Annotated in this window: 15 protein-coding genes; 11 read left to right on the forward strand and 4 right to left on the reverse strand. The window is 59.3% G+C overall.

Annotated elements, in window-relative coordinates; genetic code table 11:
• Positions 1-156 precede the first annotated feature (156 nt).
• Positions 157-2,175: a TonB-dependent receptor gene (locus ACOZK9_RS10785; protein ID WP_421555814.1), complete on the reverse strand. Its 2,019-nt coding sequence runs from the start codon at positions 2,173-2,175 to the stop codon at positions 157-159.
• 215 nt (positions 2,176-2,390) lie between these two features.
• Between ACOZK9_RS10785 and ACOZK9_RS10790 the strand changes: the two genes are divergently transcribed.
• Entirely contained in the window at positions 2,391-2,624 is a 234-nt protein-coding gene (locus tag ACOZK9_RS10790; protein ID WP_048720273.1) for a VF530 family protein, read from the forward strand.
• A gap of 4 nt (positions 2,625-2,628) precedes the next feature.
• The gene (locus tag ACOZK9_RS10795; protein ID WP_421555815.1) at positions 2,629-3,255 is read left to right on the forward strand and encodes a Pr6Pr family membrane protein; all 627 of its coding nucleotides are present in this window, start codon (positions 2,629-2,631) and stop codon (positions 3,253-3,255) included.
• Between the two features lie 32 nt (positions 3,256-3,287).
• Here the strand turns inward: ACOZK9_RS10795 and ACOZK9_RS10800 are convergent, their stop codons facing one another.
• The 3 genes from ACOZK9_RS10800 to ACOZK9_RS10810 form a co-directional block, all read right to left on the reverse strand.
• The gene (locus ACOZK9_RS10800) at positions 3,288-8,405 is read right to left on the reverse strand and encodes a dermonecrotic toxin domain-containing protein (protein ID WP_421555816.1); all 5,118 of its coding nucleotides are present in this window, start codon (positions 8,403-8,405) and stop codon (positions 3,288-3,290) included.
• A 637-nt stretch (positions 8,406-9,042) separates the two neighbouring features.
• The gene (locus ACOZK9_RS10805) at positions 9,043-9,810 is read right to left on the reverse strand and encodes a siderophore-interacting protein (RefSeq protein ID WP_421555817.1); all 768 of its coding nucleotides are present in this window, start codon (positions 9,808-9,810) and stop codon (positions 9,043-9,045) included.
• Positions 9,807-10,328, reverse strand: coding sequence for a PadR family transcriptional regulator (locus ACOZK9_RS10810; protein ID WP_421555818.1), 522 nt, complete (start codon positions 10,326-10,328; stop codon positions 9,807-9,809). Before ACOZK9_RS10810 ends, ACOZK9_RS10805 begins: the two co-directional genes overlap by 4 nt.
• A 505-nt stretch (positions 10,329-10,833) precedes the next feature.
• On the opposite strand from ACOZK9_RS10810, the gene ACOZK9_RS10815 reads away from it, so the two are divergent.
• The 9 genes from ACOZK9_RS10815 to ACOZK9_RS10855 all read left to right on the forward strand — a co-directional run bounded on the left by ACOZK9_RS10815 (position 10,834) and on the right by ACOZK9_RS10855 (position 18,573).
• Entirely contained in the window at positions 10,834-11,355 is a 522-nt protein-coding gene (locus ACOZK9_RS10815) for a fimbrial protein (protein WP_152751468.1), read from the forward strand.
• A gap of 52 nt (positions 11,356-11,407) precedes the next feature.
• Positions 11,408-11,968: a fimbrial protein gene (locus tag ACOZK9_RS10820; RefSeq protein ID WP_058412975.1), complete on the forward strand. Its 561-nt coding sequence runs from the start codon at positions 11,408-11,410 to the stop codon at positions 11,966-11,968.
• Positions 11,969-11,987: 19 nt separating this feature from the next.
• Entirely contained in the window at positions 11,988-14,603 is a 2,616-nt protein-coding gene (locus ACOZK9_RS10825) for a fimbria/pilus outer membrane usher protein (RefSeq protein ID WP_421555819.1), read from the forward strand.
• Positions 14,600-15,361, forward strand: a complete 762-nt coding sequence (locus tag ACOZK9_RS10830) for a fimbria/pilus periplasmic chaperone (protein WP_421555820.1) — start codon at positions 14,600-14,602, stop codon at positions 15,359-15,361. Before ACOZK9_RS10825 ends, ACOZK9_RS10830 begins: the two co-directional genes overlap by 4 nt.
• Positions 15,362-15,382: 21 nt before the next feature.
• The gene (locus ACOZK9_RS10835) at positions 15,383-15,955 is read left to right on the forward strand and encodes a fimbrial protein (RefSeq protein WP_152745415.1); all 573 of its coding nucleotides are present in this window, start codon (positions 15,383-15,385) and stop codon (positions 15,953-15,955) included.
• A 10-nt stretch (positions 15,956-15,965) separates the two neighbouring features.
• Positions 15,966-16,460 carry a fimbrial protein gene (locus ACOZK9_RS10840; RefSeq protein ID WP_152751476.1) on the forward strand — a complete coding sequence of 165 codons (495 nt, stop codon included), beginning with the start codon at positions 15,966-15,968 and terminating at the stop codon, positions 16,458-16,460.
• Positions 16,461-16,489: 29 nt separating this feature from the next.
• The gene (locus ACOZK9_RS10845) at positions 16,490-16,969 is read left to right on the forward strand and encodes a fimbrial protein (protein ID WP_421555821.1); all 480 of its coding nucleotides are present in this window, start codon (positions 16,490-16,492) and stop codon (positions 16,967-16,969) included.
• 11 nt (positions 16,970-16,980) lie between these two features.
• Positions 16,981-17,532 (forward strand): fimbrial protein, encoded by a 552-nt coding sequence (locus tag ACOZK9_RS10850; protein ID WP_421555822.1) that lies wholly within the window; start codon positions 16,981-16,983, stop codon positions 17,530-17,532.
• An 84-nt stretch (positions 17,533-17,616) separates the two neighbouring features.
• On the forward strand, positions 17,617-18,573 hold the full coding sequence (locus ACOZK9_RS10855; protein ID WP_421555823.1) for a fimbrial protein: 957 nt from the start codon (positions 17,617-17,619) through the stop codon (positions 18,571-18,573).
• The last annotated feature ends 279 nt before the right edge of the window (positions 18,574-18,852 follow it).

An 18,852-nucleotide genomic window follows, 5' to 3' on the forward strand; every position in this document is an offset into this window, starting at 1 on the left:
AAGCGTTTCAGGTTATTGCCGCAAGGATAAAGTGCTGGCGCGCCGAGAGAAAGCGTAAATCGCAAGATGCATCATTTCAGATTTGGTAACAGTGACAGAATGTCGCTGCTGAAATGTGGGAGCGGGCATGCTCCCACAGGGATCTTCGGTGTTTTTTTAGAACGTAGTGCGCAGGCCAACCTGCACGCTACGGCCCGGTGCGGGGGCGATGTCGCGCAGGATCGAGCTGGCATACCGCACGGTCTGGTTGGTCAGGTTTTCGCCGTCCACAAACGCCAGCCATTGGCTGCCACCGAGGTTGAAGTGGTAGCCCGCGCTCGCGCCAAGGGTGGTGTAGCCGTCTGTGCCACTTTCGTTGTCCGGCACACGGCCCTGGCCCGCGGCATGCTCGACGTCGATGCGCGCCTGCCAGCGGTCGAATTCCCACAGCAAGCCGCTGTTCAAGCGCAGCGGTGCAATGCGCGGCAAGGCTTCGCCGGTGTCCAGGTTGGTGGCGCGGGTGTAGTCGCCCGACAGTTCCAGCGCGAATTTGCCGTAGGCGCCCTCACTGAGTTTCCAGTGATCCTGGGCTTCGAAGCCGGCGAACCGTGCACGCACGCCGGAGTAGGTGTACTCAGGGATACCGCTCGCGTCCTCTTCACCGTCATCGTTCAAGGTGCGCCCCGTGCCCAACAAGCCGATGTAGTTGGAGAAGCGGCTGTAGAACACGCCAAAACTGCCCTTGTGGGTGCCATTGTCAAAACGCAGCGCGAGGTCGCTGGACACGGCTTTTTCTTTCTTCAGGTTGGCATTGCCCAGCTCGTAAGTGCCGGTGGCGACGTGCGCACCGTTGGCGTACAGCTCGTAAAACGTCGGCGCGCGCTCGGTGTAGCCCAGGGTCGCGGCCAGCGACCAAATCGGCGTGAGCGTGTACAGCGCGCCGGACGACAGGCTGCCGGCGGTGAAATCGTTGGTTTTATCGGCCGCCGCGAAGCGCGCGTTGCCCTTGGCGTCCGGGTCGACGCTGGTGTGTTCCAGGCGCCCGCCGAGGCTGAGTTTGAGGCGCTCGGTGGCCTGCATCTCTTCGAGAATAAACAGCGCGGCAGCGTTGGTGTCGGTTTGCGGCACGAAGGCTTCTTCGCCAAGGGCCGAGAACTCGTTGCGCGTCACTTGTGCGCCGACCACGCCGTTGAGCGGGCCAATCGGCTGATGACGGGCTTCTACCCGCGCTTCATAACCCTTGTTCTTGAAGATCGTCCCGGTTTCGCCGCCTTCGATTTCGCGGTGCTCGTAGTCGGTGTAACCCGCGTCGAGTTTGACCGAGGTAAACGGGCCTTGCAGGTTGCGGATCTCGGACGCAAACGCGTAGTGATCCTGCTGCATGCGAATGCGCACATCCTGCTCGGCGGGCGAGCCGTAGTTGCTGTCGTAGTTGCTGTAGGACAGCCCGGCGTAACCGTCATCCCACGTGTACGAACCGCCCACTGCACCGCCGTCCTGGCGCCCGTCGCTGTTGCCCAGGCGGCCGTTTTTGCCGGGTGCGTCGTCGGTCTCCGGTGCATGGCGGCTGCGTGCCTGGCCGGGGATTTTAAGGTCGTTAAACTCCCGCGCATTGGCGTCCAGGTGCAAGGCGAAGGTGCCGTTGCCAGCCTCCAGCTTGCCCGCGCTGCTGCGGGTTGTGTCGGCGCCGCCGTAGCGCAATTCACCGGCGCCATGGAGGCCTTCGATGGCTTCGGTGGGGATGCGGTTATCGAAGGTGTTGACCACGCCGCCGATGGCGCTGCCGCCGTACAACAGGGCAGCCGGGCCGCGCACGATTTCAATTTTCTCGACGTTCACCGGGTCCAGCGGCACTGCGTGGTCGTAGGACAGCGACGATGCATCCAGCGCGCCTACGCCGTTACGCAGGATGCGAATGCGGTCGCCATCCTGCCCGCGAATAATCGGCCGGCTGGCGCCTGGGCCAAAGTATGAAGACGACACACCCGGCTGCTTGTTCAGGGTTTCGCCCAGGCTGCCTTTTTGTTGCAGGGTCAGCTCATCGCCGTCCAGCACGGTGGTCGGCGAGGCGAGTTGTGCGCTGCCCAACGGGTTGGCGGTGATGACTTGGGGTTGCAGCTCAAGGGCGTGCGCTTCGGAGCAGACCAGCAAGGCGGCGGCGAGAGGGGTCAGGCGCCACAGAGAAGAGAGGGACATCGGGACATTCCTTGGCAAAACGGCACAAAAAAGAGAAGGCTGAAACGGTATCGAACCGGTTACTTTTGATAAGTATCGTTACAATATAACATCTCTTTTTTCGCTGAAAAGGGGAACTTTTTTTCCAAGGGCTATATTCAATGCAGTGCTTCCACCTGTACGCCCCGTCGGCTAAGGTGCGCGGCTGTATTTCCTCTTATTGCAAAAGGCCCGGCATGACCGCGACAAGCAACGACCCGCTGCACGGTGTGACCCTGCAGCACGTGCTCACCACCCTGGTTGAGCACTACGAATGGGCAGGTCTGGCCGAGCGCATTGACGTGCGCTGTTTTAAAAGCGACCCGAGCATCAAGTCGAGCCTGACCTTCCTGCGCAAAACCCCTTGGGCGCGCGAAAAAGTCGAAGGGTTGTATGTGAAGCTGATGCGCACCAAGCGTCCGCTGGACTGAACCCGTGAAGCGCTTTGTCGCGGTGTCGGCGTTGGCCGGTTGGGTGGGGTTGGCGATTCAGCAATACCTGATTTTCTATTCACGCTGGCAAGCGGACGCCAGCCTGCTGGGCGGGCTGATCAACTTTTTCAGTTTCTTCACCGTGCTGACCAACACGTTGGTAGTGGTGGTACTGAGTTATGCACTGGCCGGTCGGGATTCACGCGCCAAGCGGTTTTTTTTGGCGCCCCAGGTCAGCAGCGCAATTGCCGCCAGCATCATCGTGGTGAGCCTCGCCTATAACCTGTTGCTGCGGCATTTATGGAGCCCCACAGGCTTTCAGTTTATCGCCGACGAATTGCTCCACGACGTGATGCCGGTGCTGTTTGCCGTGTACTGGTGGCGGTATGTGCCCAAGGGTTTTCTGCGCCTCAAACACATCAGCGTCTGGGTGATTTACCCACTGGTGTACTTCGCCTATGTGCTGCTGCGCGGGCATTTGCTGGGGCAATATCAGTACCCGTTTATCAACGTCGACACCCTCGGCTATCCACAAGTGTTTGTGAATGCCGCGGGGATTCTGGCGGGGTTCGTGCTGATTGCACTGGTGGTGCTGGCGCTGGATCGACGCCTCAAGCAGCAAGCCCTGTAGCGAGCGCTACAGGGTGTGAAAGGCCCGTTCGGTCACTCAGCGTCAAGTGCGCTCAAAGACTCATGGGTTTTTTCTCGCAGCCACTGTTTGCGCTGGTTCCCCAGATCATTCAGCACTTGGCTGTACAGCGCGTCGCTCAGTGGCTGGCCTGTGGTGACTTGCTCCGGCAGCAGGTTCAATTGGCTGGCGAGGGTGGTGAGTGACTCAAGTTTTTGCGCCTTCTGTGCCTCGTCAGGCGGTGGGGATTGGGCGTAGGTCTGCATCTGTTCGTGCAGTTGATCAAGGCGCTCGAATTGCTGGTTGATTTCGTTCCGGTTGTAGTCGTATTCAGCGGTGTACTGTTTCACCAGAAACTGCTCCCAGTAGGGTTCGAGCAGCATCTGGTCCACCAGCCCATCACCTTCGCTCAGCGCGAGCACGGCGGCATGCGCTTGGTTGATGGCGTTCTCTTGAACATCGGCGGTATCGCGGTAAAGCATCTGCTCACTGATCCAGGGCAGGTCGAGCCGTCGCGCCAGGCGCGTCTGGTAAGCCAGGTACACTTCCACTTCATCGACGGTGCCAGGCTGGCCGTCAACCATCTGCGAGGAAAAACGCAGGCCCAGCCCACCTTCTTCCACAGGTTTTAGCCGGTAAGCGATGTCGGCGCGCGCGACACTGTTGAGCATTTTGAGACGCGCAGCGCCCTTGGCCAGTTTGCGCAGTTTTGTTTCTTGTTCGGCCGGGGTCTTGCTGAAAAGTCTGGCGCGGGTAGCCTCTACTTCGATTCCCATTTCGTTGAAAATCTGCCTGCCCGCATCCGGGCACAAGCCCGGAAAGCTCGACATCTTGAACAGTCGTTCGCGAAGTTCGGCGTCTTTCAGTGTGGTCAACAGCAGCTTTCTGACCTGTGACCGCAGGTGGGGAATATTACGTTCATAGAGGCTCTCGTCGGCAGGGTCTTGAAAAAAATCAGGAGGCTCCAGCGCCTTGATAACCTCGAAGAAACCTTGGGAGCCAGGCTGGTATTCCAAGTCGTCCCAACCGGTTCGGTAAGCGTCGGCGGACTCGTCGTCCATGCCTTCAACCCAGAACTCGCTGTTGCCCATAGGTTCGTAGGTGCGGTGCGGGTCGAGCCCGGCAGATTCCCTGTGTGACTCGAAGAGCGCTTGGTCCTCGGCGCTCAGGTGGTTGCGGTCCAGGCGTGTCAGCGCGATCACCAGCGCTTGGTCCGAGCCTTTCACGGCCTCAGGTAACGTCGTGATAGGGTTGCCGTGCAGCTCCATAATGAAGGATTCATTGCGTGGTTGATCGAACAGGCCGGCGGGCCACTCCGTGATCCTGGTGTTGCCCAGCTGGAGTATGTTCAGCTCGGGCATCAGGCTTATATCCGGCGCTGCGCCCAGCGGGTTGTCGGCGAGATTGAGTCGGCGCAGGCGCGACAGCGTGCGCAACTGACGGATCGCTTGCGGGTCAAGCATGATGCGGTTATTACGCAGGTTCAGCTCCTCAAGTGAACGCATGTGTGCGATAGGTGCCGGCAGCGTTTCCAGCAGGTTACCTTCCAAACTCAGCGTATTCAGGTTGGGAAAGTGCCCCAGGAAGCTGGCCCGGTCCGAAGAGAACTCACAATCGCCCATGTACAAACGGGTAACGTGCTTCAGGTCCGGCAGTGTGGGAAGCGAGTCCGGTTTTGGCAGCTCGGACAGGTCGAGTACCACCTCCTCCCCGTGAAGAGGGCTGAACGGGTCATGCTCGCGTGTATAACCTTGGCGCCAGGCTTCCTGCAGTTTGTCGGCATAACTTTTTCTGGCTTGCCGGGCGACTATCGCGCCGCGACTCCCTTTAGGCCACCGGGTGCTCCGCCTCATGTAACCCAGCAGCGCTTCGTGAACGGCTTTGCCCTCTGCTTCAATGGCCTTCAGTACCTGGCTTCCCTCAGGCGTACTCGATGCTTGGGCAAAGCGTCTGACGCCCTCACCGGACATATTGGGCAACACGGTTTTGATCCGTCGCTGCACACTCTCTATGGCCGTTTCAGGCGTCGGGGCAGCACTTAATCGGCTGGTGTTACCACCCTTGAGCAGGGTGAGGGTTTCACGGTTGGCCTCTTTGGCAAACGGCGCGTCGGCGAGCACCTGGCGGCGTGTTGCGGGCTCGATGGTTTTTTCGACCACCCAGCGTCTGAGGCTTTCACCCTCGGTAAACTGCGTGGGCGAGATCAGACATCGCTGAGTTGCGCTGTAAAAATCCGATGGCCCGTGGAGTTTTTTGCCGCTGAGATCGAAGACCCGGTAGCGTCCTTTTTGATCACGTACCAGCACTCGCACCACCGGTGCGTCGGACGCTCCGGTCGCGCAGCGAATGGCCTCGGAAATACTCCCTTCACGCACTTCTATGCGCAGGCCTGCCATGGCGTCGCTGTGAAGCAGCAGGGTATTGAGTATCAGGCTTTCGGCTTTTGACGATAACGGTTGGCTGTATTCCATCTGCTCGAACAGGCGCGTGGAGGTGACCTCAAAATCCAGCTCGTGCAGTTGGTTCTTGGTGTCCAGCGGCAGGCGTTGTTCCTCCTGCATGACTTTAAGGTGACGCTTGCGGGTATGGCGCAGCAGTTGCCGGGCAATACTCAGCGGCAGTTCGGGGTACTGCGTACGCAGCAACTGCACATCGGGATCGGTGGAGACCTCCTGTGGCCAGGAAATATTCTGGATGAACGATTCAGTCTGGCGTTCAACATAGCTGGCCAACAGTTCGCGCAGTGCTTGCGGCTGTTGGTCTGCGGGCAGGGCATCGCCCAGCAAGGTGTCTATTTGCGCTTGATCGAGAAAAGCCACGACTTTCTCCGGGAGTTTGCCGGCCATCACCTCGGCGGTGTTCATCGTCAGCACGTCGCTTCCCTCGGCTGCAGGGTTGCCGTATTGATGCACCGCACCGGTGTAGTCGGAGCGCGCATAAACATGCAGGGCCTTGTTCTTCGGCCAGCCCTTGAGTTCGCTGACCATTTGTTCGAACCAATAGGCCGATGGGTCCAGCTCCCGGCCGCCGAGGATACTGGCGATACTGGCCTTGAGGTTTTTGGCGCTGACGAAACGTTTCAAGGTATCGGTCAAGAGCGGCGGGGCGGGTTGGTTGTTGACGTACATATGGCGCACGGCGTCGTGACCGACCCCGCTGATGACGCGGATCTGTTCCAGCTCGCTGTCACTCAAACCCTGCGTCTGTGGCCCCAGGCGACGCAGCAGTTGGGCATCGCTCCAGCCGCGTGGCGCTTCGCTTTCGAGTACACAGGCGCCGCTGCCGTTGAGCCTGGCCAGCGGGCGGTAGGCGTCTGGGCGCACGGGGTGGATGAGGTGATGGTCATCGGTAATCGGGTCTTGCCTTACCAGGTAATGCTGGTCATCGACCCGCACGATCTGGTTGCCGTTATAAGCGTGCCGGCCCGCTTCGTCAGGGATGATGTCAGCCGGCAGCCGCACGTTCTTGTGTTGATAAGGCGTGGGGTCCGGGTTCCACAGGCGGGTTTCGTCATTGGCCAGCAGCACCGGTTTCAACCCCTCTACAAAGGGTGAAAGTTTCACCCGTGCGACTTCCAGAATTTTCCCGCCGCGCTCGAATATCAAACCCTGCACAACGTTTTGCACAGCCGACAGCAGGTGTTCCGTGGCCTCGATGCGTTGGCCTTGCGCCCAATCGAGGATGCCCTCGAATACGTCGTTGGCCAGTTGATAGGCGGTGTAGGCCAGCATCAGTTCGCCCAAAAAGGGTACGAACGGGGTGATTACCAACAACGCCAGGTTGAAAATATCCGAGGCGATTTTTTCCAGGTTGTCCCACCAGGCAGTGCGCGCCATGCGGTCGGCATACGCGGTCGACACAGCGACTTCATTGGCATCATTGATGACCTTGTTCAAGTTGACCCTGTACACGTATTGCCAGATGTCGTCACACATCTCGCTGCCCGAGCGATTCTGCGTATCGTCTTGCACCGCCTGCAGTTGCCATTGCAGGTTGGGGCGGCCAATCGCTTCTTCGGTCCACACCGGGCCTTCAACGGCGGGTTTGGGATCGCGCTGCCATTCATACAAGCGTTGCTTGAGCACGGCGAAAAAGCTACCGCGCTGTTCATGCGCGATGAACTGGCTGATGAACTGTGGATAGCTGGCGGGGAACGTGTCGGCCAACGCCGGTTGGCCGCGCAGGCGTTGCGCGAACTCGTTGCCGAAGGCCGAAAAGGTGAGGTACTCCTTGAGCGGATGTTGCCGGTCTTCGGGGATGTACACGAGTACTCGTTCGATGCCGAACGGCGTCAAATCGCGAGGGCCGATCACCAGCACCCCGGTGAGCCGGGTCTCCAGCAGGTCGAGTGTGTGAAACTGCATGTCGCGGCCGTCCAATTGCAACCGTGACTCGCCGCGCAACAGCGCCTGCACCAGTGCGTAGGCGTCCGGCGCAATGTGTTTATTCGCCAACGCCATGTGAGCCGCGCTGTTGAGGGCGGCTTTATGCTGGGTAATCAGTTGAAGACGCAGCGCATCGGACACCGCAGCCTTGCCGAAACCCAGTGCGGTGCGGACCTGCTGTTGGTAGCGGGCGCCGATGTCCAGTGCTCGGCATAGGCTCTTGAAGCCAGTGGCGGTGAGTGCCTGGCCGGTTGTCTTATGGGTGAACGTCAACAACGCTTGTTGCCCACGCGCATCGGCAGCCGACAAAAAAGCGAAATCTTTGAATGTTTCTGAAGCCGCGAAGTTGTGCAGGGCGGCGTTGAGCAGCGAGAGGGTGCGGCTTTTGAGCCCCGGCATTATCGTGCCGGTGGAGGTGTAGAGGCGAATAAAGGTCTGCCTTACATCAATGTCGCCATATTCCATCAGTGCGTTTTTCAGCAACGGCTCGGCAAACGCGCCGATGTCGTTCAAGTGCGCGAGTTTTTGATCAATCGTGTTTTGCGCGGCCCAGTGCGCACCGATCGATTGCGCCAGGGCTGAGCGCTGCATCGGGCTATGCGCAGCCGCGTCGGCGATGGGCTGTGCGTGCTGGCGCGAGGTCAGTGCAGTGATGCGTGGCAGTGCGGTTTCGCTTAACCAGGTGGGTATTTTTTGCTTGATGAAGGGGTAGTGAATGCCGACATTTTCGGCGACGGGAACTGTCGAGGGTAATGCACGCGTGGACATGCTCGGTGGTCCTTACAAGTGAAATTCGAGCCTTTGATTATGTGCATGACCCGTGCGATTAAAAGCGCGAAATTCGGTTGTATGTACCGTTAAAAGTTGGGGTTCAAGCAGGTTTTTCGGGACTGAAAAATAGCCGGTTACAGCACGTGCAGGTGAGTTGTTTGCAGGGGGTGTTGGTGGCTTCGGGATTGGCTGTATACCCGTTGTTTGGGCCATGGCTTATATCGGTTTCGCTTCTACAGCGAGTCACTTTTGATAGCGATCAAAAACAGCTTTTGCAGACACAGCAGATCTGCTTTTGCTTGTTGTGGGAGGGGGCTTGCTCCCGATAGCAGTTATACAGTTGATACATGAGTTGACTGACCCACCGCTATCGGGAGCGAGCCCCCTCCCACAGTTTGAATGCATTCTGCTTGGGGGTTTGGGAGCAAGCCCCTCCCACAGTTGAATGCATTCTGCTTGGGAGTGTGGGAGCGGGCTTGCTCCCGATAGCAGTTATACAGTTGATACATGAGTTGACTGACCCACCGCTATCGGGAGCAAGCCCCCTCCCACAGTTTGAATGCATTCTGCTTGGGGGTGTGGGAGCAAGCCCCTCCCACAGTTGAATGCATTCTGCTTGGGGGATTGGGTCGGCTTACGCCTCTTCGCTGCCTTGCGCACGCCAGTAACCCACGGCCTTGAGGAACTCTTCGTTAACCTGATGGGTGTCCAGCAACACCCGCCGCACCTGGCGCGACAGCTTGGTTTCGGTGGCCACAAAGGTGTACAGCGAACCACTGGGCGGCGTCAGTTGGCGCACCGTATCGAGCAGGTCATCCTGGCCGCGTATCACCCAAATCGCCTGCACATCCGCAGCACTCTGCAGCACCTGTTGCTCCGCCGCATTCGCAATTTCAATCACCGCCAGCACCTTGCGGCCCGCCGGTAATTCCTCCAGGCGTCGCGCAATGGCGGGCAGGGCGGTTTCATCACCGATCAGCCAGTAGCTGTCGAACATGTCCGGCACGATCATCGAGCCACGCGGCCCGCCGATGTACAGGTACTGCCCGACCTGCGCCTGCTCGGCCCACGTGGAGGCAGGGCCATCGCCATGCAACACAAAGTCGATGTCCAACTCACCGATGCTCAGGTCGAAACGCCGTGGCGTGTAGTCGCGCATCGCCGGTTGCGGGCCGTCGCCCTTGATGCTGAAGGTCGGGCTTTCCAGGGCAGCCTGTTCGGCAGCGTTCTGCGCGAACATCAGCTTGATGTGGTCGTCGCTGCCCAGGCTGACAAACCCCGCCAGCTCAGGCCCGCCCAAGGTGATGCGGCGCATGCGCGGGGTGAGGTCGACCACCCGCAGCACTTGCAGGCGGCGACGTTTGATTTCGTGGGTAACGCGGTGGATAGCGTGCGTATTCATGGGTGTTTCCCGTCGGCAATGGCTTGAGCGGTGCCGTTGAGCAGCGCCGCGACACGATCGATTTCTTCCGGGCTCCAGCGCCCGTGGTGTGAATGCAAGGCATGGCGCAGGTTATGCACCGCCTCGTGGATTTCTGGCGGGCGGTCCTGGCCACGCAGCGAACGCTTGCTGACATCAATGCGCATGCGCACGCCGTCCAGGGCAACCGCTTGTTCGCTTAAGAACAGACGACCGGCGTCGGTAATGGTGTAGCGTTTTTTTCCGGCGTCGGCGTCGCCCTGAATCAAATCGCTTTCTTCCAGAAACGTCAGCGTGGGGTAGATCACGCCGGGGCTGGGGCTGTAGGCGCCGTCGAACAGGCTTTCGATCCGGCGGATCAGGTCGTAGCCGTGGCACGGCTGTTCGGCGATCAAGGCCGGCAGCAGCAGCTTTAAATCGCCGGGTGCAAATACCCGGGGGCCGCGACCGCGGCCGGCGCGCGGGTCAAAACCGTCGCGCTGGTGAGGATGGTCTCGCATGGTGGGAGCCTCTGTGTGTGTCTAGATATAACGTAAGATATATCTTGTGCGCCGTGCAAGGGCTTCTGACGGGCGGTCCTGCAGTGCTGACACTCTGTTTAAGGGGTGAGTTGATCTAACCCTATAAACACTGTTATTTATAAGTGCCTGTCATCCATGTCTTACAGATGTATTGAGTGTTAAAACAGCCTCATCAAGTTGCAAGTAGTCCATCTCTTACAGACGCTTTTAAAGTTTTGGCAAAGTGCCATACTTTTCCTATATGTCTTGGTGCTGCAGGGCTACGCAATTAAGCGAACCGGACGGCTTACTTATTTAAAAATGAACGCGACACTTGCCTGGCGTTGAACGGGCTCCGATAAGCAATACAACAAATTGGAAAAAGCAGTTTTCAGCGACACCCTCGTGGTTCGAAGCTACCGCCCGCTCAGCGCTTGCTGGACAGTCCTGCGCACTCCTGCGGCAGGGGGTTTATGACACTTATCAATGTGTGAGTACTTAGCTGATGAAAACTAAAATAAACGTTGCGCTGTTGTCTCTCGGGCTATTAGTGGGTTCGATCTCCGTTGCCAAGGCGGCGGACGGGACGGTTACGTTTGTGGGTTCGGTGCACTCGGGTGCTTGCTCTATCAAACCTGACTCGGTAGACCAGACCGTTAACCTGGGGGCGATTGCAAAACATCAGTTGGACAGGGGCGGCAAGTCTGAAGCCCGGCGTGTGCTGATCGAACTTGAAGGCTGCAGTTTGGCCGACCTCACCGATAACACCGTGACCACTACCTTTACCGGTGCGCCATCAGGCGCTGTGCCGGGTGCGATCGGCATCGTCGGTGGCGCCGGCAACGTGGGCATCATGATGACGCATGGCGGCAGGCCCGTTGTATTGGGCGTCGCAACGGCCCCGCAGGTGATTGCTGCCGGTGAGAACACGCTGGAGTTCGGTGCTTATGTTCAAGGCGCCCTCGCGGGTGCCATCGTTCCTGGTGGTTTCAGCGCGGTAACCAATTTCACCTTGGCTTATCAGTAAGTTTTGCTCGCGCCCCTTAACGGGGGCGGGAGGAAGCTGACGGGAGATAAAGGTGAAAACATTCATAAGTCTCGCTGTCGCCTCTTCGTTGACGCTGTTCATCAGCCCTTGGGTGCTCGCGCAAGCGTCTGCCCAAGGCAATGGCGTCGTCACGCTGGGAGGGGAGGTTATTGACTCCGCTTGCGGCCTGGAAGCGGCCACTGTGAATCAAACCATTGAGATGGCTGCCGAACCGATCGGCCGGCTGTTGCGCCATGCGCGGGGAATCATTCAGCCCTTCCAGTTGCGTCTGGTCAATTGCTCTTTGACGCGGCCCGACCCGTCGCGCCCCGATGTAAACCTGCCGGACTGGCAGCACCTGCGCGTCACGTTTGACGGCCCCAGCGATAGAGGCGGGCGTTCCTTTGCGGTGTTCGGTGGCTCACAGGGGGTTGCCCTGCACATCGTCGACTCGGCGGGTGAAGAGAGCGTTCCGGGTGAGCCGATGGCGCTGCGCCCGTTGGCCGAGGGCGACATCACACTTCACTACACGCTTCGCCTGGTCGGTAACGGCCTGCCGATGGTGGCTGGCGCTCACAGTGCCGCAGTGCGGTTCAAGTTGGAATACTTTTGAACAGTGATGGGTTGCGTTCATGTTGAATACGTCGAAGATCAAAAACAGCTTCCGCCCCGGCCTCTTTGGTGGGTTGATGTCACTGGCAGGCACTGCAATGGGTGCCGGCGATATTGAGTTTAATACCGACGTTCTTGACTTGAATGATCGCAGCAACATTGACTTGTCTCAGTTCGCGCGCAGCGGGTTTATTCTGCCGGGCACCTATTCGATGATGGTGCAGATCAATAGCCAGCCTACCTCTGAGCAATCAGTGGGGTTTTACCCGCCCGATAATGACCCCAAAGGCAGTCAAGCGTGTTTATCGCAGGGCCTCGTGGAACAGTTGGGCCTCAAAGAGTCCGGTGCGGCCACGCTCACGTGGTGGAAAGGCGGGCAATGCCTTGACCTTCAAAGCTTGCCAGGCATGGAGGTCAGCGGCGATTTAGCCACCGCCACGCTGAACATCAGCCTCCCGCAAGCCTACCTTGAGTACAGCGCCATCAACTGGGACCCGCCGTCGCGTTGGGATGAAGGCGTGCCGGGGCTGCTGATTGACTACAACCTGACGGCGCTGTCCAGCTACCGAAAAAACGACGGCACGCGTAATAACCTCAGTGGTAACGGCACACTCGGCGCCAACGCCGGGGCATGGCGCCTGCGCGGCGATTGGCAAGGGCGTGCCGAAAAAGGCCGCAACGGCGGCGGCGCCAGGCAGCAAAAGCTGGAGTGGAGCCGCTACTACGCCTATCGCGCCATTCCTGCGCTGAAGGCGCGTTTGGTGGTGGGCGAGGACTACCTGTATTCGGACCTGTTTGACAGCTTCCGTTTTACCGGCGCCGCGCTCAACTCGGATCAAAGCCAGCTACCGCCGAACTTGCGCGGTTACGCCCCGGAAGTGGTGGGCGTGGCCAAAACCAATGCCAAGGTGGTCATCAGCCAGCAAGGCCGCGTGCTCTATGAAACGCTGGTCGCAGCCGGGCCGTTTCGGATTCAGGACCTGAATGACGCAGTCACCGGCACCCTGGATGTGCGGGTGGAAGAACAGGACGGTTCGGTGCACACCTTCAAGATGGACACGGCCGGCGTGCCCTACCTGACGCGCCCAGGGCAGGTGCGTTACAAGCTGGCGACCGGGCGCCCGTCGAACCTTCAGTACGGCAGCGACGGCGACTTTTTTGGTACAGGGGAATTCTCTTGGGGCGTCAGCAATGGTTGGTCGCTGTTTGGCGGCGGTATCACCGATAACAACTACCGCGCGCTCTCCGTTGGCGCGGGCCGTGACTTGCTCGCGTTCGGCGCCGTGTCGGTGGATGTGACCCAGTCTCACGCCACTGTGTGGAATGAAGCGCTCTCGGGTAAATCGTACCGCGTTCAATATTCAAAAAACTTTGAACAGTACGACAGCCAAGTGACCTTCGCCGGTTACCGGTTTTCCGATAAGAACTATTTGAGTATGGGTGAATACCTGGATGCTCGTCATTACGGGCTGAACGGCGAACTCGGCGGGCGTGGCCGCTTCGACGAAAACGGTGAATACAGCGAAGATTGGCGGCCTATCGGCGGCAGCAAGGCGCTGTATACGGTGACGCTTAACAAGCAGTTTCGTGACCTGGGCGCGACCGTCTACGCCAGTTACAACAAGCAAACGTATTGGGACCGGCCAGACACGCAGCGCTTGAACGTGGCGCTGTCGCGCTACTTCAAAGTCGGCACCGTGAAAAACATGAGCCTGTCGCTGAACCTGTACCGCGCTCAGGAATACAACTACAAGGACAACGGCATGGCGCTGACGGTCAGCCTGCCGATGGGGCGCACCGGCACACTGTCGGTGGATGCGAGCAGAGCCGCTGGCAAAAACGGCTTTTCAACGCGCTACAGTGACCGCATTGATGAGCGCAACAGCTACCAGCTGAGTGCCGGCAATAACGCCGCCAGTGGTTACCTGAGCCATATCGGCGACCAGGCAGATATAAACCTCAGCGCCAGTACCCAACAAAGCAGTAGCACCAGCCTCGGTGCATCTGTTCGCGGCGGTGGCACGCTCACGCCGTACGGCGCAGCGCTGCACCGTACCAATGGCATCGGCGGCACGCGCCTGATGGTCGACACCACGGGCGTGCCCGATGTGCCGGTGCGCGGTTACGGCACATCGACGCGCAGCAATGCCTTCGGCAAGGCGGTTATCGCCGACATCAGCAGCTACCAGCGAACGGCGGCGAGTGTCGACCTGGAGAACTTGCCGAGCAATGTCGAAGCCACGCAATCCGTCACGCAACTGACCCTCACCGAAGGCGCCATTGGTTATCGATCGCTGGAAGTGATTGCCGGCGAGAAGGCCATGGCGGTTCTGCGCCTGCCCGATGGCAGCTCGCCGCCCTTCGGCGCGACGGTCAAGAACCTGAAACAGCAAGACACCGGCATCGTCAATGACGGCGGCAATGTCTACCTCAGCGGCATTCAGGCAGGCGGGCAAATGAGCGTCAGTTGGGGCGGGGCCGAGCAATGCCTGTTCACCCTGCCCGCCATTTTGCCGGCTGATGGTTTAACCGATGCCCTGCAACTGCGCTGCCAGACGCTAGCCCCTGATCAACCCTTACCGGCGACGGCAACGTTGACCGGTAAGCCAATCGGAACGGAGAACACAGCCTTATGATGCTGAACACACGCCGCACCCTTCAGGGCTTCGTGCTGCTGGCTTTAGGCTTGAGCCCAAGCGCCAACGCCGCGATTGGCCTGGACCGTACACGAGTGATTTTTGATGGCGGCAAAGAGGCCACCAGCGTCAACATCACCAATAACAATACCCAGTTGCCGTACCTGGCGCAGGGCTGGATTGAGAATGAAGCCGGCGAAAAAATCACCACGCCGCTGATCGTTTTACCGCCGGTGCAACGCCTGGAGCCCGGCAAACAAAGCCAGGTGAAAGTGCAGGCGTTGCCGGCGGCCAAGTCGCTGCCGCAAGACCGTGAAACGGTTTACTACTTCAACCTGCGCGAAATTCCGCCGCGCAGCGACAAGGCCAACACCCTGCAAATTGCGCTGCAAACGCGGATTAAATTGTTCTACCGACCGCAAGCCATTACGCCCAGCCAGCAAGACCTGTCCAACCCCTGGCAAGAAAAACTCACCCTTGCCCGTGAAGGCGACCACTACCGGGTGCATAACCCTACGCCTTACTACGTGACCCTGGTGGATGCGCGCAGCAGCAAAGACGGCAAAACCGTGCCGGGTTTTGAACCGCTGATGGTCCCGCCCAAAGGCTCGCTGCTGTTGAGCCCCACTGCCGAAGCGCTCGGCACCACGCCCTATTTGGCCTACGTGAATGATTACGGCGGCCGCCCGGTGCTGGCGTTCACCTGCAGTGGCGCAACCTGCAAAGTGAACGTGCACGTGTCACCGGCCAATGAGTAGCGCCGGCTGCGGGAGAACACCATGAAGTTGCACAACGTGAAGGCTCTGGGCGGCGTGCTGTTGGCCTTGGCGGGCCGGGCACACGCGCAGGATGTTGAAGGCATGAACGGGGTGTTGAACATTACCGGCTCCATGCATGAAACCCCTTGCAGCCTAGACATGACATCACTGAACCAAACAGTTGACCTGGGCGTGGTGTCGGCCAGCCAGTTGCAACGGCCCGGCGATCAGGCAACCGCCGTGGCGTTTCAACTGCGCTTTGAGGATTGCCACCGCACCGCCGGCAGCATTCGCAGTGAACGCACCGGCAACCTGACATGGAGTGCCTTTCAACCGGTGCTGTCGGTAGCGTTTATCGCGCCCGCCGATGCCGATGACCCACGCCTGGTCAAGGTGCAAGGCATCACCGGAATGGGCCTGCGTTTGACCGATGCCTTGGGCCGCGATGTACAGCTGGGTTTCAGGGGCGAGCCGTTGTTTTTGCCGATTGGTGGCAACACCCAAGTGTGGAAGGTTCAGCCCACGCGCACCTCGGCACCGTTGACCAGCGGGGCATTTAGGGCCGTGGTCGATTTCAGGCTCAATTATGAGTGAGGGCACAACGATGGCTACGTCAACCGGCTCGCGGGCCATGCTTATCAGTTGCACGCTGCTGTGGGCGGTGAGCCAAGGTGTGCAGGCCCAGACCAGCCTGACCATTCGCGCGGTCATCATCGCGCCGCCGCCGTGTGTGATTAACAGCGGCAGCACGCTGGATGTGCCGTTTGGCAATGACCTGCTGACCACCCGCGTTGACGGGGTTAATTACCGCCGCGACGTGCCTTATACCGTCACCTGTGATGCGCCCTTCAACAACGCGCTGAAACTCGAACTCAGGGGCAGCGGGGCTGCGTTTGACAGCCGCGTGCTGTTGACCCGCAAGGCAGACCTTGGGGTCAAGCTGTTCGTCAATGGTGCTGACTGGCCGTTGAATACCGCCGTGAACTTTACCCATCCGAACTTTCCGGTGGTGCAGGCAGTGCCCGTCAAACGCGTGGGCAGCACGCTGACCGCAGGCGCGTTTGATGCCGCCGCGACCCTTGTGGTCGATTACCAATGAAGTCGATTACCCATCAAGGGAAACGCTCAATGACAAGTTGGCAGCCGCGAGCGTTGCTCGCCGTGTGTTCCCTCAGCCTTTGCAGTGGTGCCTGGGCCAACCTCACCTTCAGCGGCACGCTCAACGAGCCGCCGCCCTGCACGATTGATGCAGGGAACACCATTGAAGTCGATTTTGGCGACGTGGGGGTCAAGCGCGTTGACGGTGAAAAGTACCGTCAGGGCGTCGGCTACATCATCACGTGTGGCCCCGACACACTCCCGTGGGAGCTGAAGTTGAGCGTTAACGGCACCGCCACGACGTTTGACGGCGCTGCGGTGCAGACCAGCGTGCCGGCACTGGGCATTCGGCTGTTTCAGAACAACGTGCCGTTTTTACTCAATACGCCGCTGGACATCACCCTGTCGTCACCACCGACATTGGAAGCCGTGCCGGTTAAACAGCCCGGCGCAATTCTGGCCCCCGCAAGCTTTACGGCGGTGGCCACGCTGTTGGCCGAATACGAGTAGGAGTCGAGTCTATGCGACATGCAATTGTTGTTCATAAGGGTTGGTCAGGTGCCGGGCTGGCATTACTGCTTACCGCAGGCCTGGCGCCCGCCGCGCAGGCGGCGGACAACCTGCGTTTGAAGGGCAACCTGGTCGAAGAAGCGTGCACCATTCGCCCCGGTGACGAGGCCATCACGTTGGAGCTTTGGGACCTTACCAGCAAGCACCTTTACATCAACACGCGCTCCGTGGGTAAGGGTTTCAAGCTGCACCTGGAAGACTGCGACACCACGATTGGCAACACGGTCAACATCACCTTCGGCGGTGTCGAAAACACAGCGCTGCCTGGCTTGCTCGCGCTGGATGGTGGCAGTGGCGCCACAGGTATTGGGGTCGGCATAGAGACGCTGGGTAACAAGCCATTGCCGTTAAATACCGTCGGCGACGATCAGGTGTTGACCGATGGCAACAACGTTATCGAACTCAAAGCCTATGTGCAGGGTGAGCCGCAGGCCATCAGCGATCAAACCATCGGGCATGGGGCGTACACGGTGACCTCTACATTTACGCTGGACTACCCGTAGGCATTCACAGGCTGAAAACGGCCTCAAGCAAACCTCAATTCTCTGCTGGGCGGTGCCCGGGCATAGAAGCAACGAGAGATCAATATGAAACGACTCTATGGAGCCATCGTGCTTCTCGTTCTGACGGGTGTGACTACGACCGCGCAGGCTGTCGATTGTCGGGTCAATGGAGGGCCTTGGCAAACGGGCAATCCCAACTGGTCTGTCCCCGTTACGGTCACCCTGAGCGCAGACCGCACCAGGATCACGCTGGAAGGGGCAAGGCTGGAATGTCGATATAGCGCTGGACAGGGTCCCGCTTGGGGGGAGGACTATTGGGCAACTGGAAGCTCAGCCGGTACCGCTTGGACTCCCGGCCCCAAGTTCGGCAGCGAACAGACGGGTTTGCGAATCAACGGGGCGTTCCATAACACCCCGGTACCGGCAGGTATACGGGCGGCCACGATGCCCAACAACGGGGTCGCTTACCCGATCAATATCACCCCCTATATTCTGGTGCGTAACTCCCCGTCTAATCCAATCGATGTTCGAATAGGCGACAACCTCGGGGTTCTCCGTCTCACCGCCACAAACAACTACAGCGGCGCCTCGGCGAACCTCACCGTTACGTACACGGCCGCCAACAACTTCACTGTTTCCCCCTCAACCTGCACGATCAACAATAACAACCCCATCGAGATCAACTTCGGCACCGTGCACCAACGGGCAATCGGCACCGACCCGCTGACCACCACCATCCGCAGCGACCGCAGGCTCACCTACGCCTGCCCGGACGGCGGGATTAATACGCCGATCACCATCACCTACAAAGGCAGCCCATCCTCGTTCGACTCGCGCTTGTTGGTAATGACCAACCCGGACGTGGGCACCGCCATGGTGCGCGGCGGGGCGGCGGTGCAAGTCGGCAGTTCATTCCTGACCCGCATCACCAATAGCGCGGGCGGCGACGATGTAACATTTTCGCTGGTGCGGCGCGCGGGGTCGCTGCCGACCACCGGGGCCATCAGCGGCAGCGGTGTACTGGTGATGGGGGTGCCATGACCTGACAATCGCAAACCGTCGCTTGGCATGGCAAGCGCCAAACACGCCAACTAAAGGCTGGTTCTTTTAGAGGCTGTAAGTCTATTCTTACGGAACATGCCCTTGATTAAAACCTGTTGATTGGCGTGTAAGTAGTCCATCTCTTACAGCTACTTTTAAAGTTTTGGCAAATTGCCATACTCTTCCTATGTGTCTTAGTGTGACAAGGCTACGCTATTAAGAGAATTAGACGGCTTACTTCTAAGTGGCTGAACCGGAAACTTGCCTGGCGTCGAACGG

Origin of the sequence: Pseudomonas kitaguniensis (genome assembly GCF_049199985.1) — a bacterium.
GTDB classification, from domain to species: domain Bacteria; phylum Pseudomonadota; class Gammaproteobacteria; order Pseudomonadales; family Pseudomonadaceae; genus Aquipseudomonas; species Aquipseudomonas kitaguniensis.

What these genes read in the sequence shown, in the direction of transcription:
- ACOZK9_RS10785 (WP_421555814.1), bottom strand. Translation starts at nt 2,175, where the DNA reads ATGTCCCTCTCTTCTCTGTGGCGCCTGACCCCTCTCGCCGCCGCCTTG.
- ACOZK9_RS10840 (WP_152751476.1), top strand. Translation starts at nt 15,966, where the DNA reads ATGGCTACGTCAACCGGCTCGCGGGCCATGCTTATCAGTTGCACGCTG.
- ACOZK9_RS10850 (WP_421555822.1), top strand. Translation starts at nt 16,981, where the DNA reads ATGCGACATGCAATTGTTGTTCATAAGGGTTGGTCAGGTGCCGGGCTG.
- ACOZK9_RS10805 (WP_421555817.1), bottom strand. Translation starts at nt 9,810, where the DNA reads ATGAATACGCACGCTATCCACCGCGTTACCCACGAAATCAAACGTCGC.
- ACOZK9_RS10835 (WP_152745415.1), top strand. Translation starts at nt 15,383, where the DNA reads ATGAAGTTGCACAACGTGAAGGCTCTGGGCGGCGTGCTGTTGGCCTTG.
- ACOZK9_RS10825 (WP_421555819.1), top strand. Translation starts at nt 11,988, where the DNA reads ATGTTGAATACGTCGAAGATCAAAAACAGCTTCCGCCCCGGCCTCTTT.
- ACOZK9_RS10815 (WP_152751468.1), top strand. Translation starts at nt 10,834, where the DNA reads ATGAAAACTAAAATAAACGTTGCGCTGTTGTCTCTCGGGCTATTAGTG.
- ACOZK9_RS10810 (WP_421555818.1), bottom strand. Translation starts at nt 10,328, where the DNA reads ATGCGAGACCATCCTCACCAGCGCGACGGTTTTGACCCGCGCGCCGGC.
- ACOZK9_RS10800 (WP_421555816.1), bottom strand. Translation starts at nt 8,405, where the DNA reads ATGTCCACGCGTGCATTACCCTCGACAGTTCCCGTCGCCGAAAATGTC.
- ACOZK9_RS10845 (WP_421555821.1), top strand. Translation starts at nt 16,490, where the DNA reads ATGACAAGTTGGCAGCCGCGAGCGTTGCTCGCCGTGTGTTCCCTCAGC.
- ACOZK9_RS10830 (WP_421555820.1), top strand. Translation starts at nt 14,600, where the DNA reads ATGATGCTGAACACACGCCGCACCCTTCAGGGCTTCGTGCTGCTGGCT.
- ACOZK9_RS10855 (WP_421555823.1), top strand. Translation starts at nt 17,617, where the DNA reads ATGAAACGACTCTATGGAGCCATCGTGCTTCTCGTTCTGACGGGTGTG.
- ACOZK9_RS10790 (WP_048720273.1), top strand. Translation starts at nt 2,391, where the DNA reads ATGACCGCGACAAGCAACGACCCGCTGCACGGTGTGACCCTGCAGCAC.